This window comes from Allobosea sp. P1_B10 (genome assembly GCF_056406735.1).
Window position 1 is genome coordinate 684,927 of sequence record NZ_JBFTZP010000003.1, and the last position, 14,917, is coordinate 699,843.

Genomic DNA, 14,917 nt, shown 5'->3' on the forward strand with positions numbered 1-14,917 from the left:
GCCGTGTCGGTATCCTTGCGATCGATCGAGGCGTCTTATGAGGGCATCAGCCGGATATTCAAAGCCCTCAAGGCGTGGCGCGCAAGCTCACGCTGGGGGCGTCGCAGGCGGTTTGCGGGCTTACCCCGGAAGGGCATTGGCGGAGGCGGGCTCCGGGGCGTAGCGGCATCGGACGATTTCGCGCCGCGGCCCTTGCGCCGGCGTCAGCATGATGTCGCCGAAAGCCGAGGCGATGTCTTGGCCGGGCGGGCATGATATCGTTTCGACGCGACCATCGGGTCGCGAACGACAGCCAAGAGAGTTTGATCCCGAATGTCAGAATAGCACGCGCAACCGCCACCCGGCGAAACAGGGAGTGAGGCAATGCAATCGGCGACTGGTCGATATATTCTCGCACTCGCAGCGATCCTCATGATCACAGGAGCAGATCGCGTCAGCTCGCAAGAGAAGCTCAAGAGTTATCAGTCCGGGACCAAGGAGTTCTGGACCAATCCGCCGCCCGACTGGTTCCTGGGCGATGAAACCGAGGCGCAGAAGGGCCTGGCGCCGCCCGCGGGCCCGCCGACCGGGGCCTCCGACAGCGAACTCGCCGACCTCGTCAAGAAGATCAAGCTGCCGCCGGGCTTCAAGATCGAGGTCTATGCCAGCGGCGTTCTCTCGGCCCGGCAGATGGCCTGGGGCGACAACGGCACACTCTTCGTCGGGTCGTTCGACCTGGGCAACGTCTACGCCATCCGCGACGAAGGCGGAAAGCGATCGGTCAAGACGGTGATCAAGGGCCTCAAGATGCCCACGGGCGTCGGCTTTCTCGACGGTGCGCTCTACGTCGTCGATATCAACAAGCTGATCAAATACGAGAACGCCGAGGCCAATCTGGACAAGCTCGGCGAGGGCAAGGTCGTCTATGACGACATGCCGTCCTATGTGGCCCATGGCTGGAAATATCTGGTCGCCGACAAGGAGGGCTGGTTCTACATGCCCTTCGGCCCGCCCTTCAATGTCGGCCTCCCGCCCACCAGCCTGTCGCAGATCAGGCGCGTCGATCCCAAGACCGGCAATGCCGAACTGGTCGCGCTGGGTGTACGCAACAGCGTCGGCGGCGATATCGACCCGCGCAGCGGCAGATACTGGTTCACCGAGAATGCGCGCGACTGGCTCGGCGACGACAGCCCAAGCGACAAGCTGAACGTCATCACCAGGATGGGCGAGCATTTCGGCTATCCCTATTGTCACCAGGGCGACATGCCCGATCCCAAATTCGCGATGGGGCATAGCTGCTCGGAGTTCACGCCTCCGGCGCTGAATCTGGGCGCGCATGTCGCACCGCTCGGGATGAAATTCTACACCGGCGACCAGTTCCCGGCCGAGTACAAGAACAGCATCCTGATTGCCGAGCATGGCTCGTGGAACCGCCACAAATACCAGGGCGGCCAGATCTCGCGCGTGACGGTCGACCCCGATGGCAAGAACGCCAAGAAGGAGATCCTGGCATCGGGCTGGATCGGCGGTGACCAGACCTATCTCGGCCGCCCCAACGACATCATCCTGGCGAAGGACGGAGCCATTCTGGTGGCTGATGACTGGGCGGGCGCGATCTACAGGATCAGCTACAGCAAGTGACGGGACGGCCATGTTGCGGTTGTCCGGCCGGGCATCGCAGCATGGCTACCGCTTCCGTAACCGGACTGCCGGCCATGCATCGAAGCTCTCTTTTGATCGCCTTGTCGCTCGCCTTGCCGGCCATGTCGCCGGCTTGGACGACCGCACAGGCGGCCGACACGGGTGCGGGCAAGGACAAGGCCGCGCCCTGCCTGACATGCCACGGTGAAGGCGGGATCTCGCAGATGCCCGAGATTCCCTCGCTAGCGGCGCAACCCGATCTTTTCATTCAGTGGCAACTGGTCTTCTTCCGCAGCGGCACGCGCAAGAACGAGGCGATGCAGCCCTTTGTCGAGAAGCTCACCAACGAGGACATCCGCGATCTCGGCGCCTATTTCGCGTCCTTGCCCGCCTCCCAGGCGGCTCCGGTCGCTCGGCAGCCTGCGCTTGCGGAGGCGGGCGCGAAAGCTGCGGTCAATCATCGCTGCGCCTCATGCCATACCGATGCCTTCGCGGGGACCAAGGCAACGCCGCGCCTCGCCGGACAGCGCGAGGAGTATCTCGCCAAGGCCTTGCACGACTACAAATCGGGCATCCGGTCAGGCGGCGGCATGGCGGCGATGGCCGATGTTGCCTACGCCCTCAGCCAAGAGGAGATCACCGCGCTCGCGCACTATCTGGCAGGGCTATAGGCGAGCGGGGGCAGGCGCAGGCTGAACAGAAGCGGCGCGCGATGCGTTCCAGGCGATGCGTCCGCGACAGCCGGGAGGCCGCCCCATGCCTGACTATGTCCTCTATTATTGGCCTGTGCCGTTCCGGGGGCAGTTCGTCCGCGCGGTGCTGGCCTGGGCCGGAAAGAGCTGGCGCGAAGGCAGCGCCGACGAGATCGACGAGATCATGCACATGGGCGTCGACAGGATGCCGGTCCCGTTCATGGGCCCGCCACTCCTGATCGACAATGCGAACGCGTTCGCCATCGCAGAGATGCCCGCGATCATCCTCTATCTCGGTGAGACGCTGGACCTGATGCCGTCGACGCCGGCACTGCGGGCGCTTACCATGAAGATCGTCAACGACGCCAATGACGTCATCGACGAGGTCACGCTGCAGGGCGGACAGCAGATGTGGACCGAGGCGCGATGGCGCGAATTCGTGCCACGCCTCCAGAGGTGGATGTCGTTCTGGGAGGAAACCGGACGCCGCCACGGATTGAAGGCGCAATCGGGCTTCCTCCTCGGTGGCGAGGCGCCGGGGATAGCGGACGTCGTGACCGCAACGCTCTGGGGAACGATGACGGAGCGGTTCTCCGCCATCTCGTCGATTTTTGACGAAACGGCCCCCCTCACCAGTGCCCTGGTGCGCCGCGTCTCCAGCCTGCCCGAACTCGCGGATCTGGGCCGGAAGGCGCGCGCCGACTACGGCGACGCCTATTGCGGCGGTCAGATCGAGCTAGCGCTGCGCAAGGTCGCCGGCGCTACCGAGTAAAGACCCGACTGATCGAGCCAACCCGTCTCCTCAGCACGAGCTTTGCCCCAAAGGCGTCGGCGGCCTCGCTGTGCCGGCTCCGTAGGCGGGCGGCTTAAACTGAGGCACTTTTGCTGAAATTTACGGCAACAGCGGGAAGGCGACTGATTGACAGCCTCGCACTTTCCGATATCGTTCCATTAGTTGGAACATTAGTTCCATAAAATGGAACTTTTTGAGGTTCTTTAATGTCGATCCTGACGGCTGCCACGGAAGTCCTGCGGTGCTTCTCCGCCACGCGGCACGACGTCACCGTGACCGACCTCGTGACTCTGCTGGGGATGCCGAAGAGCAACGCCTCCCGCCTCCTGCGCGCGATGCGGGACGAAGGGTTGCTGGAGGCAGTCGGCGAGAGCAAGCGCTATCGGCCCTCCCTTCTGCTCAACCAGGTGGGTCAGTTGTACCGGCTGGCCAATTCGCTGGTGGAACGCTCGGACGCCGTCGTCAGCCGGATCTCCGAGACCACCGGGCACACCGGCTACATCAGCGTGCGGCGCGGCAATGAGATCGTCGGCGTCACCAGCCATCCGGGCCGACATGCCTTGCGCGTCGTCACAGCCATTGGAGACCGGCTGCCGGCCTTTGCATCCAGCACCGGTCGCGTCCTGCTCGCCAGGCTGCCCGACGCGGCCGTCCGCGCGCTTTATCCCGACGCCTTCGTCGCCCCCTCGGAGACCGCGCCGCAGTCGATCGACGACCTGCTGGCGCGCCTCGAGCAGGGCCGCAGCCTCGGCTTCGCCGAATCCCATGACGAGGCGGTGCGCGGCGTCCATGCGATCTCGGTTGCGGTCGGCGATCCCGCTACCGGCGACGAGGTCGCACTCTGCATTTCCTATCCAGCGGCCCTCGTCGATCCCGCGGAACGACTGTCGATCATCCGCCTGCTGAGCGAAGGAGCGGCCGAGATTGCCGCGCTGACGCAGGACAGGCTCTTCACCCCCTTGAATCTCACAAACCCGGAGACCGCACCATGAGCAATCGCTGGCGCATCGGCTTCGACATCGGCGGCACCTTCACCGATTTCATTCTCTATGACGGCGAAAACCGCTCGGTTACGCTGCACAAGCGCCTGACGACGCCGCATGACCCGTCCGAGGCCGCTCTGATCGGCCTCGACGAACTCACCGCCATGGCAGGGATTACGCTGGCCGATATCGGCGACATCGTTCACGGCACGACGCTGGTGACCAATGCCGTGATCGAGCGCAAGGGCTCGAAGCTCGGGCTGATCACGACGCAAGGGTTCCGCGATGTACTCGAAATGGGCACCGAGCAGCGCTATGACATCTACGACCTGTTCCTGACCTTCCCTGAGCCACTGGTCTCGCGCGATCTGCGCCTGGAAGTCGCCGAGCGCATGGACCGCGACGGCGAGATCGTCACGCGGCTCGATGCGGCAGGCGTGCGCGCCGCGGCGCAGGAACTGGCTGCAGCCGGCTGCGAGGCCATCGCCATTTGCTTCCTCAACAGCTACCGCAATCCGGCCCATGAGCAGGAGGCCGGCCGGATCGTCCGCGAGGCCTGCCCTGATCTGACCGTCTCGCTGTCGAGCGAGGTCGTGGCCGAGATCTGGGAGTACCAGCGCTTCGTCACCACGGCCGCGAACGCCTATGTCCAGCCGCTTGTTCGGCGCTATCTCGAGCGTCTCGAGCGCGAACTCGCGACGCGCGGCTTCGCTGGCGCGCTCCGGCTGATGCATTCGGCCGGCGGCCTCGTCTCGCCGGAGACGGCGCGCGCCTTCCCAATCAGGCTGCTCGAGAGCGGCCCTGCGGGCGGCGGCCTCGCCACGGCCTTGTTCGGCGAACTCGCTGGGCACAAGGATGTCATCTCCTTCGACATGGGCGGCACCACCGCCAAGGCCTGCATGATCGAGGATGGCCGCGCCGAGATCGCGCCGATGCTCGAGGCCGGCCGCGTCAACCGCTTCACCAAGGGTTCGGGCCTGCCCATCAAGGCTCCCGTCATCGACATGATCGAGATCGGCGCCGGCGGCGGCTCGATTGCGGCGATCGACGAGGTCGGCCTGCTCAAGGTCGGTCCGCATTCGGCCGGCTCCGATCCCGGCCCGGCCTGCTACGGCATGGGGGGCGTCAAGCCGACCGTGACCGACGCCAACCTGGTGCTGGGCTACTACGATCCCGGCTTCTTCCTGGGCGGACGCATGGCGCTGGACCTGGAGGCCGCGCGCAAGGCTGTCGGCACGATCGCGACGCCGCTCGGGCTCTCGGTCGAGGAAGCTGCCTGGGGCATCCACAAGGTCGTGGTCGAGAGCATGGGCGCTGCCGCGCGCGTGCATCTGGTCGAGAAGGGCAAGGACCCACGCCGCTATGCCATGGTCGGCTTCGGCGGAGCAGGGCCCGCCCATGCCGTCGACGTCGCACGCGTCCTCGGCGTCCGTCAGGTCATCATCCCGCCGGCGTCGGGAGCGGCGTCCGCGCTGGGTTTCCTGGCCGCGCCCCTCTCTTTCGACATGGTCCGCTCGCTCCCGGTCGAGTTCTCCGAGGGCTTCGATGCGCAGTCCGTGAACACGATGCTGGGTGAGCTCGAAGCGGAAGGGCGCAAGCACCTGATCGAGGCCGGCGTGAAGCCCGCCGACATCGTCGTCGAACGCTCCGCCGACATGCGCCTCGTCGGCCAGATGCACGACATCGCCGTGACGTTGCCGGGCGGCGTGATCGACGCGTCGAGCCTCGCCGCGATCCGCACCGCATTCACCACCGCCTATTCCGCGCGCTACACCTCGGTCTATGAGGGCGCCCGGCTCGAGGCGATCAATTTCCGCGTCCGCTGCGTGGGTCCGACGCCGACCCTCGCATTCGCGGGAGCTGCCGGCGGGGCCGAGGCCAGCGCCAAGGTCAAGGGCACGCGCCAGGCCTGGTTCGAGGGCGGCTGGAGCGAGGCGACGGTCTATGACCGCTATGCGCTGCGGGCGGGCGATGTCATCGCAGGCCCTGCCATCATCGAGGAGCGCGAGGCGACGACCATTGTCCCGCCCGGCGACAGCGTCGCGATCGACGAGGTCCTGAACCTGCTCGTCAACGTCGCGCAGACCGGTGCGGCCGAGACCACGATCAGCGCTGACATGCCGGTCGCGGAGGCTGCACGCCTGATCGAGTCCGACCCGATCTCGCTCGAGATCATGTGGAGCCGTCTCGTCAACGTGGTCGAGGAGATGTGGCTGACCGTCTGCCGCACCGCCTTCTCGCTGGTGATCTCGGAGGCGCAGGATTTCGCCTGCGAGTTGCTCGACCCCGAGGGCGAGACGCTGGCCCATTCGCCACGCGCCATGCCTGTCTTCAACCTGACGCTGCCGCGCGCGGTCAAGGCGCTGCTCGCCCGCTATCCTGCAGAGACACTGAAGCCCGGCGACGTGCTGATCACCAATGATCCCTGGCTCTGCGCCGGGCATCTCTTCGACATCGCGATCGTGACCCCGGTCTTCCTGGGCGATCGCGTGGTCGGTCTGATGGGGACCGTCGGCCATGTCTCCGATATCGGCGGCACCAAGGATTCGCTGCGGGCCCGCGAGATCTACGAGGAAGGCTTCCAGATCCCGCCGATGAAGCTCTACGAGGCCGGCGTGGTCAACGAGACCCTGGTCCGGCTGTTGGGCGAGAACGTCCGCAACTCCGAGCAGGTGCTGGGCGATCTCCATTCCTTCGTCGCGGCCAACGCGATCGGTGCGGAGCGCCTGCAGTCCTTCATGGCAGACTACGGCATGCAGGATCTGCGCGCGCTGGCCTCGGTGGTGCAGAGCCGGTCCGAGAAGGCAATGCGCGAGGCGATCGCGGCGCTGCCGGACGGGACCTATCACGGTACCGTCTCGAACAACCCGCTCGGCACGCCGATGACCTATCCGCTAGCGCTCACGGTCAAGGGCGATACCATCCATCTCGACTTTGCCGGTGCGCCGCCTCAACTGCCGCAGGGCGGTCTCAACTGCACGCTGAACTACACCACCGCGCACGCGACCTATCCGCTGAAATGCATGCTGACGCCGAACGTCCGCGGCAATGCCGGCTGCTACCGCGCCTTCTCGATCGATGCGCCGGAGGGCTCGATCCTGAACTGCGAGAAGCCGCTCGCCGTCAACCTGCGCACCCGCACCGGCTGGTACATCGCGCCCAATATCTTCCGCGCGCTGTCGCAGGCGGCGCCAAACCAGGTCCAGGCCTTCACCGGCCTGCCGGTGGCGGCCAGCGTCTATGGCCGCGACCGGGCAGGCGACACCTATTCCGACATGCTGTTCACCGGCGGTGGGCAGGGCGGCTCGGCCCATGGCGATGGCAAGTCCGGGCTGCTCTATCCGACGTCTGCCGCCAATACCTCGATCGAGACATTCGAGGCGCGGGTGCCGGTCCTCGTGGTCGAGAAGAGCTATCTCAAGGATTCAGGCGGAGCCGGGCGTCATCGCGGCGGACTCGGCCAGCGCGTGAAGCTGCGCAAGCTCTCCGCCGACGGCCTGCCGACGCTGGTCTCGCTCTATCCGGAAGGGGTCAACAATCCGATCCCCGGCCTGTTCGGCGGCAATGCCGGCGGCGGGGCTTCCGGGCGCATCCTCGACGAGCAGGGCCATGTCACGCGCGACGTCGGCACGGGTGATCTCGTCCAGGTCACGCATCCCGGCGAAATCGTCGAGCTCGTTCTGGCAGGAGGGGCCGGTTACGGCGCGCCGGCGGAGCGCTCGCGTGACGCGGTCGCCCGTGACATCGCGCTCGGCCTCGTTTCGCCGGAAGCAGCCAGGCGCGACTACGGCACGCAGATAGGCCACACGGCGCAGGACGTCGCGGAGGCAAAAACCGGCATTCTTGTTGCTTGAACGTGGATCTGCCGCGGGCGCAATGACCCGCTAGGGCTATAAAAGGGGACTGGTCATGAACGAACCATCGGGGATGGGGGCTCGCCGGCACCCCAGCCTGTTTGAGCCGGCAACACTGATCCTTATCGGGTTGCTCTGTGTTTTCGGCTCCATCATCGGCATGCAGTTGCTCGTCACGCTCGGCGTGACGGCCAACACCTCGCTGATCGGCGCGATGGCCGCGATGGCACTGGCGCGGCTGCCGATCGGCATTTTCCTGCGCTACCGCTCCATCCATGTCCAGAATCTCGCCCAGAGCGCGATCTCGTCCTCGACCTTCGGCGCCGCCAACAGCCTGATGCTGCCGATCGGCATCCCCTTCCTGCTGGGGCGGCCCGATCTCGTGATGCCGATGTTCGCCGGCGCCTTCATGGCGATGTTGCTCGACGCCTACCTGCTCTACCGGATGTTCGACTCGCGCGTGTTTCCTGCGACGGGCGCCTGGCCGCCGGGCGTGGCAGCCGCCGAGGCGATCAAGGCCGGAGACGAGGGCGGCCGCAAGGCCGTGCTGATGGGCGTTGGCTTTGCCGTCGGCATCGTCGGTGCCTTCCTCAAGATCCCGATGTCGGCCTTCGGCGTTGCCTTCATCGGCAATATCTGGGCGCTGTCCATGTTCGGCATCGGCCTGCTGCTGCGCGGTTACTCCGGCCCGATCTTCGACAACCCGACCTTTGCGGCGATCATCCCCAAGGGCGACCTGATGGCCGCCTACATCCCGCACGGCTTCATGATCGGCGCCGGCCTGGTGGCCCTGTTGCAGGTCGCGCAGCTGATGATGCAGCGCAACGCCGCCGCCAAGGAGGCGGAGGCCGCAGCCGGCACGCCCGACGCCGCGGTCAAGCGGGCGCTCGGCCTCGGCACCATCGGCTACCTCGCGATCGCGATGTTCCTCGCGGTCGTCGGCGGGCTGATGAGCGATATGTCGGTGGGCATGCTGATCCTGTTCGTGCTCTATGCCGCATTCGCGGCCTATGTGCATGAGCTGATCGTCGGCCTCGCCGCGATGCATTCGGGCTGGTTCCCCGCATTCGCCGTCGCCCTGATCACGCTGATCATCGGCATGTTGATCGGCTTCCCGATGCCGGCCCTGGCGCTGCTCGTCGGCTTCTCCGCCGCCACCGGCCCGGCCTTCGCCGACATGGGATACGATCTGAAAGCGGGTTACATCCTGCGCGGGAACGGCGCCGATCCGGCCTTCGAGCGCGAGGGCCGCAAGCAGCAGCTCTATGCGGCGATGTTCGCCTTCATCGTCGCTGGCATCGTCGTTCTGGTGTCCTACCAGAGCTATTTCGCGCAGAACCTCGTTGCTCCCGTCAACAAGGTCTACGCCGCCACGATCCGCGCCGGTGTTGCGCCCGGCGTTGCCTGGTCGCTGTTCATGTGGGCGATCCCCGGCGCGATCCTGCAGTTCGTCGGCGGGCCCAAGCGTCAGATCGGCGTGCTCTTCGCCACAGGCCTGCTGATCAGCTTCCCGGCCGCCGGCTGGGCCGTCCTGGCCGGTATCGTCTGCCGGGTGATCTGGGAAAAGCTGCGCGGCAGCGACGGCGAAGGCGATATGGAGGTCTTCGCTGCCGGTGCCATCGCCGGCGACGCGATCTACAGCTTCTTCGACTCCGTGCTGAAGGGCTTCAAGCGCTGAAGCCAATCAAGACCGCGGCGGGGTCTACAGCCCGGCGCGGTCACTCGATCGCAATCGATACGGCCCCCATGGGGCAGGGGGATCACGATGCGCAAGCTCGGAACGCTCACGATCGGCCAGGCGCCGCGCGCGGACATCACCGCCATCCTCGACGCTGCGATCGACGCTGCGGTTCCGCGCCGCCACGCGGGGGTGCTCGACGGAAAAGACCGCACGGAGATCGCCCGCGACTTCGCGACACGCCCGGGGCAGGCCGTCCTGATCACGAAGTTGCTCGACGGCACGTCCGTGGTGATCGACCGCGACCGGACGGAAGAAGCGGCGCAGGCCAAGCTCGCCATGCTTGAAGCAGAGGGCTGCAGCACCATACTGATGCTCTGCACCGGGCATTTTGCGACATTGACCTGCGAGACCGCTCGCCTTGTCGAGCCTGACCGCATCCTGCCACCGGCTGTCGCGGCGCTCATCGGCCAGGACCGGCTCGGGATCATCGTCCCGCTGGCCTCGCAGGTCGAAAGCGAAGCGTCCAAATGGCAGCCCCTGGCGCAACCGCCCATTTTCGCGGTGGCCACACCCTATGGCGATGCGACGGGCGGCGTCGCGCGAGCGGCGGCAGAGCTCAGGCAGCGCGGAGCACGGATCCTCCTGCTCGATTGCATGGGCTTCGTCGAACGCCATCGCAGCGAAGCCATCCAGGGCTCGGGACTTCCCGCCATCCTTTCGAACAGCATGATCTCGAAATTGATCTCTGAAATCGTTTGACATTCAGCGTATTGGTTGAGTCTGCGTTCTGATTCGCTATTCGCCGTCCATCCCGCTAGCATGCCCGGAACGGGTCCTGATCGGGGAGGTGGCAATGCCGAACGCCGATGCCGTCACGATATCGTCCTATGCGGAACGCAAGGCGGCTGTCCTGAGGGCAGCCCAGCTTCTCTCGTCCGGAAAGGGCAGCGAGGAGGATGTCGAATTCGCCGCGCTGACCGATGCGATCGTCGATTTCGATATCGGCGAGGAGGCCCAGGCTTACATCGAGATTCCGCCCGCCTTCGTGCAGTTTCTCACCCGTGGTTATCGCAGGCCCGCTGCAGAGCGCAGGCGCTAGAGCCTGACGACTACGCTTGCCCGGCTGCTGGCTCGGCGACGGTCGGTCTCTGCTCTCACGACGGAACTCTGACGCGCCCAGAGCGTTTGAGAATGATGGCGCCCCTCGAGCGAAGGACGATGATGACTGACATGAAGCTGCGCGCGCAGAACGCGCGTGATGATCTCGACGGAATGTTGGATGTGGCGCAGGCCATCAGGATTTCCGCAACCGCGACGGCTGACCAGATAAGCGCTGCATCGGCAGCGCGGCGCTCCATTCTGTCTGCGCTCCAGTCCCCGACCGACATTCGGCGCCAGGTCGTGCAGTCGCGTTTCGAGAAGCTGATCGCAGTCCTGTAGGTGCTCAAGCCCAGTTCGACGGCAGTGTCCTCATGTCGTCATGCCGTCGCCTATCGACTTGGCTGACAACGCCGCTCCGAATGGATGTTCCAAGCTAACAACCCCCGACCATGCGGCCGGGGGTTGTCTCGTATTATCAGCCGCTTCGTGTCTAGATGACAGTGCGCTTATAGGGCTCGGCGGTCTCGTCGAAGCGGGTCCAGCCCTCCTGGCGGTACTGAGCGACGCGGGCATTGCGATCGACGGGGGAGGCGCCGTCCATGATCGTCTCGACCGTCGCAGCATGCTCGTCGAGCGCCTTCACTGCTACGACGGTTCCACCGCGTCGCACCGTTTCGGCATAATAGTGGGCCTCGTCTTCATCGACGCCCGCGCTGGTCAACGAGCCGACGAGTCCGCCAGCCGCCGCGCCAGCAACGGCTCCAGCCGCGGTGGACGCGAGCCAGCCGGCTGCCACGACGGGGCCGACGCCGGGAATGGCGAGCAGGCCGATGCCCGCAAGCAGGCCGACAGCCCCGCCGACGCCGGCTCCGATCCCCGCACCCTCCGCAGCGTTGCTGTCCTTGGCGCGTTCGTCATTGCCGACCACGCTGATATCGGACGAGGAAATGCCGGCTGCCTCGAGGTTTTCGACCACAGCGGCGGCGGATTCATAGGTGTCGTAGGAACGGGTGATGGTGCGGGTCATGTGCTTCTCCAGCAGAAGGGTTACGGCGATATCGATCAGTTGCGGGTGATGTTGCCGCGATAATCGAGTGAGACGTTGACCTCGGCGCCGGAGTGGGTGGCCTTGCCCTTCCAGATTCCGTTGTCGTCCTTCTTGAGCGCCATCACATTGGTATAGCCGTTCGCCTCGAGGCGGCTCTTGGCCTGGCCTTCGGTGAAGCTGTTGGCCCCCGGCAGCGGCGCGTTCTTGTCGGCATCGGCCTTGGGTGCAGGCATGGGCGAGGTTGTCGAAGTCTGTGCGAGAGCCCCGAATGAGGTCGCCGACGCGATCAGCGTGGCAATGAGCAGCTTTTTCATCTTGGTTCTCCTTAGGCACGCGGCATGGCCGCTATGCCCAAGGAAACGGCAACTCAAGCAGATCAGTTCCCAAAATAAAGAGTTCGGCTGAGGCGGAACTATTGGCCGTGCCGCGCGATTCCGGATGTCGCACCAAGCGCTGCCGGAAGTCCTAGTGGCGAAGAAAGAAGCGGATCATTTCCCGCGAGGCGTCGGGACCGGTCGTATCAGTATAGCTTCCACCTCCATCTCCACCCGACCACGCGTGGCCCGCTCCCTGGATCACCCAATATTCCGTTTCCGCTACCGCATTGGCCGGTACCACGCTGCGGCGCACGACCTGCCGGCCATTGATCAGCGTGTCGGTCATGAACTCGGTGGGCCGATCATCGTGAGCCAGGGCCCTGTCGAACAGGGCGTCGCCATTCGAGGGGTGAACCGTGGCATCGGCCGTCCCGTGGAAAATGATCCGGCGGGTCGCGTCGCCTCTCCGTGGCGTCGCTCTCCGGGGGCTCTTCTTCATCGCGGCAAACGCCGACATCACATCTTGTGCCGCGCCGTGCGGCAGCCCCGAATGAATGCCCGCCGCCGCAAAGACCTCCGGGTAGGTCGAGGACAGGATATCCGCCATGGCGCCGCCCGCGGACAATCCGGCGACGAAGACACGTTTGCGATCGACACCGAACTCGGCTGCCAGATGCTGTGCCAGCCCGGCCAGGGCGGCGGGCTCCCCTGCATCACGCTTCTGGTGGCGCGGATCGAACCAGTTCCAGCACCCCTGCGCATTCGCCGATCGCGGTTGATGCGGATAGGCGACGACGAGGCCGAACTCGTCGGCAAGCGCATTCATGCGGGTTCCCCGCGCAAAATCGTCCGGGTCCTGCGTGCAGCCATGGAGCATCACGAGCAGGGCGAGGTCCCGCCCGGCATGGTCGTCCGGCACATAGAGCTTGTAGGTCAGGGCGCCGGCGCCCGTGCCAAGCTGACGGGAGGTGAAGCGCGGGTCCTCGTCTCGAGGATTGACCGCCGGCCGAGGCGCCGCCCTTGCCTGCGGGGCGTAGCGCGCCTGTTCACTGCGCAACGACTGGAGCGTTTCACTGAGGCCGCGCGAGATCCGGGCCTTGAAGCCGGCTGCGGCTGGCGGGCTGTCCTCGCTGCCCCCCTGCTGGGGCTCGCCGGGGTTCCTGGCAAGCGCGCGCTGGATTGCTGCGGTCGCCCCGGCGACATCGGAAGCCTTGAGCCGTGCCATGGCCTGGCCAATTGCCGAACGAAAATCGGTGCTCATCTCTGCATCCCTCTTCATGTGATCCGGTCCGCCAGGACAGCCTTGACCTCGGCGGGCGCGTGCAGCGCACCGAGCACGGTCAGCGACGCGATCGTCTCGCTCGCAAGCTGCGGCGACACGTCGGCATCGATGACGGCCAGTCCCAGCACGCGAATTTCGAGTTTTTCACCGGCAGTCCGGACTGCTTCGAGATCGCGCCGGGTAAAGGTGCGCAGTCCCAGTTCGAGCGAGAGCCGCGTGGTAGCCTGCGCCGCAATGTCCGAATGAGTGGCCAGTTGGTTTCGGACCGCGGTCCGAATGAAGTCGGACCGGTTGGAGTAGAAGCCATCCCGGACAAGCAGATCGATGCGGCCGAGATCGACAAAGCCAAGGTTCAGCGTGAGTTTCTCACTCTCGGGGATTTTCATTTTATAATCCATATACCATCCGATTGGATGGTATATGGATGCTTAGACGCGGGATGCAAGAGACGCGACGCAGATTCTGCGGTGCGCTCCGATGACCAGATTTCCGGCAGCGCACGAAAATTCGGCGGTCGCATCGAAAGGTTATTACTGCAAGGCCCGCCCTCTTCGCCGGCCAAACGACCAAAACTGTTCGACGAAATTTGGCTAACTGCGATTCAAGCCGCTGCGCAGGGGGCGATGGAAATCGGGTTGACGATTCACATTTTCGATGAAGCAGGCTGGTGCTGCGAGGGGGAATTCAACTCACAATGGCAGAGTCATCCCGTTGAAAATATCAGGAAAAAAACAGAGGTAACGCTTATGTGCGTACCGGTCGTGTGGGCCTGTCAAACACGTTATTTCCGAGCCGCTTGTAGAGAGATATACTTCCGGTCAGCTCAGGGGTTTATAGCAGCGGCATCCAAGGCATGAGACTTTGGGTGCGAATTTGCTTCTCTTTGATCACAAGGATCTTCGCGGCAGAGCACTCGAACCAAGCGGGGTGTCGTTTGGACGGCCCCGTTGTCGGCAAAGACGATGAGCCGGTGAGAAAGCTCCGAAAGAGCAGATCGTGAATGTTGCGAATAGACGATGGCCCTGTTACTGGGCGGGTCGCCGCTAGGGCACATTTTGGGGGAGAAATTGAAGTATCTGGTCACCGGCGGTGCGGGCTTTATTGGCTCGGCTGTCGTTCGCAAGCTGATGGGTGAGACCGAGCATCGCGTCTGCGTGGTCGACAAGCTGACCTATGCCGGCAACCTGGCGTCGCTGGCGCCGGTCGCTGGCGCCGGTCGCGGGCAGCGATCGCTATCGCTTCGAGCAGGCCGACATCGTCGCCTGATCGCTTACGTCACCGACCGGCCCGGCCATGATGTGCGCTATGCCATCGACGCCGGCAAGATCGGCCGCGAACTCGGCTGGACCCCCAAGGAGAGCTTTGCCTCGGGCCTGCGCCGCACGGTCGAATGGTATCTGGACAATCCCGGCTGGTGGGGCGACATCCGCTCCGGCGTCTATCGCGGCGAACGCCTCGGCGCGGCCTGACGCGCGTTTTTAAATCCAACAGAAGACTGCCATGCTGACCGTCGAAGCCACCGCCATTCCCGCTGTGAAGATCATCG

General features: G+C 65.0%; 14 protein-coding genes and 2 pseudogenes. 12 read left to right on the top strand and 4 right to left on the bottom strand.

All coding sequences use genetic code 11. From position 1 onward, the window contains the following. Window positions 1–411 precede the first annotated feature (411 nt). The 9 genes from AC1D2L_RS10635 to AC1D2L_RS10675 all read left to right on the top strand — a co-directional run bounded on the left by AC1D2L_RS10635 (window position 412) and on the right by AC1D2L_RS10675 (window position 11,063). Window positions 412–1,620 (top strand): PQQ-dependent sugar dehydrogenase, encoded by a 1,209-nt coding sequence (locus AC1D2L_RS10635; protein ID WP_476845826.1) that lies wholly within the window; start codon window positions 412–414, stop codon window positions 1,618–1,620. A gap of 74 nt (window positions 1,621–1,694) precedes the next feature. Then, complete coding sequence (locus AC1D2L_RS10640; RefSeq protein WP_476845827.1) at window positions 1,695–2,291, top strand: c-type cytochrome; 597 nt, start codon at window positions 1,695–1,697, stop codon at window positions 2,289–2,291. A gap of 85 nt (window positions 2,292–2,376) precedes the next feature. After that, window positions 2,377–3,084: a glutathione S-transferase gene (locus tag AC1D2L_RS10645; protein WP_476845828.1), complete on the top strand. Its 708-nt coding sequence runs from the start codon at window positions 2,377–2,379 to the stop codon at window positions 3,082–3,084. Between the two features lie 227 nt (window positions 3,085–3,311). Continuing rightward, window positions 3,312–4,097 (top strand): IclR family transcriptional regulator, encoded by a 786-nt coding sequence (locus AC1D2L_RS10650; protein ID WP_476845829.1) that lies wholly within the window; start codon window positions 3,312–3,314, stop codon window positions 4,095–4,097. Continuing rightward, the gene (locus AC1D2L_RS10655) at window positions 4,094–7,942 is read left to right on the top strand and encodes a hydantoinase B/oxoprolinase family protein (protein WP_476845830.1); all 3,849 of its coding nucleotides are present in this window, start codon (window positions 4,094–4,096) and stop codon (window positions 7,940–7,942) included. Before AC1D2L_RS10650 ends, AC1D2L_RS10655 begins: the two co-directional genes overlap by 4 nt. A 55-nt stretch (window positions 7,943–7,997) precedes the next feature. Beyond that, entirely contained in the window at window positions 7,998–9,620 is a 1,623-nt protein-coding gene (locus AC1D2L_RS10660) for an OPT/YSL family transporter (protein ID WP_476845831.1), read from the top strand. Between the two features lie 87 nt (window positions 9,621–9,707). Further along, complete coding sequence (locus tag AC1D2L_RS10665; protein ID WP_476845832.1) at window positions 9,708–10,382, top strand: AroM family protein; 675 nt, start codon at window positions 9,708–9,710, stop codon at window positions 10,380–10,382. Between the two features lie 94 nt (window positions 10,383–10,476). Continuing rightward, the gene (locus AC1D2L_RS10670; RefSeq protein ID WP_476845833.1) at window positions 10,477–10,722 is read left to right on the top strand and encodes a hypothetical protein; all 246 of its coding nucleotides are present in this window, start codon (window positions 10,477–10,479) and stop codon (window positions 10,720–10,722) included. Between the two features lie 131 nt (window positions 10,723–10,853). Next, complete coding sequence (locus AC1D2L_RS10675) at window positions 10,854–11,063, top strand: hypothetical protein (protein ID WP_476845834.1); 210 nt, start codon at window positions 10,854–10,856, stop codon at window positions 11,061–11,063. Window positions 11,064–11,214: 151 nt separating this feature from the next. Here AC1D2L_RS10675 and AC1D2L_RS10680 read toward each other — a convergent pair whose 3' ends face one another. The 4 genes from AC1D2L_RS10680 to AC1D2L_RS10695 all read right to left on the bottom strand — a co-directional run bounded on the left by AC1D2L_RS10680 (window position 11,215) and on the right by AC1D2L_RS10695 (window position 13,757). After that, a complete protein-coding gene (locus tag AC1D2L_RS10680) occupies window positions 11,215–11,751 on the bottom strand; it encodes a general stress protein (protein ID WP_476845835.1) in 537 nt (178 codons plus the stop codon). Window positions 11,752–11,786: 35 nt separating this feature from the next. Then, window positions 11,787–12,086 (bottom strand): PepSY domain-containing protein, encoded by a 300-nt coding sequence (locus AC1D2L_RS10685; RefSeq protein WP_476845836.1) that lies wholly within the window; start codon window positions 12,084–12,086, stop codon window positions 11,787–11,789. A 151-nt stretch (window positions 12,087–12,237) separates the two neighbouring features. After that, the gene (locus AC1D2L_RS10690; RefSeq protein ID WP_476845837.1) at window positions 12,238–13,350 is read right to left on the bottom strand and encodes an extracellular catalytic domain type 1 short-chain-length polyhydroxyalkanoate depolymerase; all 1,113 of its coding nucleotides are present in this window, start codon (window positions 13,348–13,350) and stop codon (window positions 12,238–12,240) included. Window positions 13,351–13,364: 14 nt separating this feature from the next. Further along, complete coding sequence (locus AC1D2L_RS10695; RefSeq protein WP_476845838.1) at window positions 13,365–13,757, bottom strand: CopG family transcriptional regulator; 393 nt, start codon at window positions 13,755–13,757, stop codon at window positions 13,365–13,367. 81 nt (window positions 13,758–13,838) lie between these two features. Here AC1D2L_RS10695 and AC1D2L_RS10700 point away from each other — a divergent pair, with 81 nt between their 5' ends. From AC1D2L_RS10700 to AC1D2L_RS10710, 3 genes and pseudogenes are all read left to right on the top strand, one after another. Continuing rightward, window positions 13,839–14,228 (top strand): hypothetical protein, encoded by a 390-nt coding sequence (locus AC1D2L_RS10700; RefSeq protein ID WP_476845839.1) that lies wholly within the window; start codon window positions 13,839–13,841, stop codon window positions 14,226–14,228. A gap of 159 nt (window positions 14,229–14,387) precedes the next feature. Beyond that, a pseudogene (locus tag AC1D2L_RS10705) lies at window positions 14,388–14,564 on the top strand (NAD-dependent epimerase/dehydratase family protein); the annotation flags it as partial. A gap of 54 nt (window positions 14,565–14,618) precedes the next feature. Next, window positions 14,619–14,840 (top strand): annotated as a pseudogene (locus tag AC1D2L_RS10710) (GDP-mannose 4,6-dehydratase); the annotation flags it as partial. Window positions 14,841–14,917 lie beyond the last annotated feature (77 nt).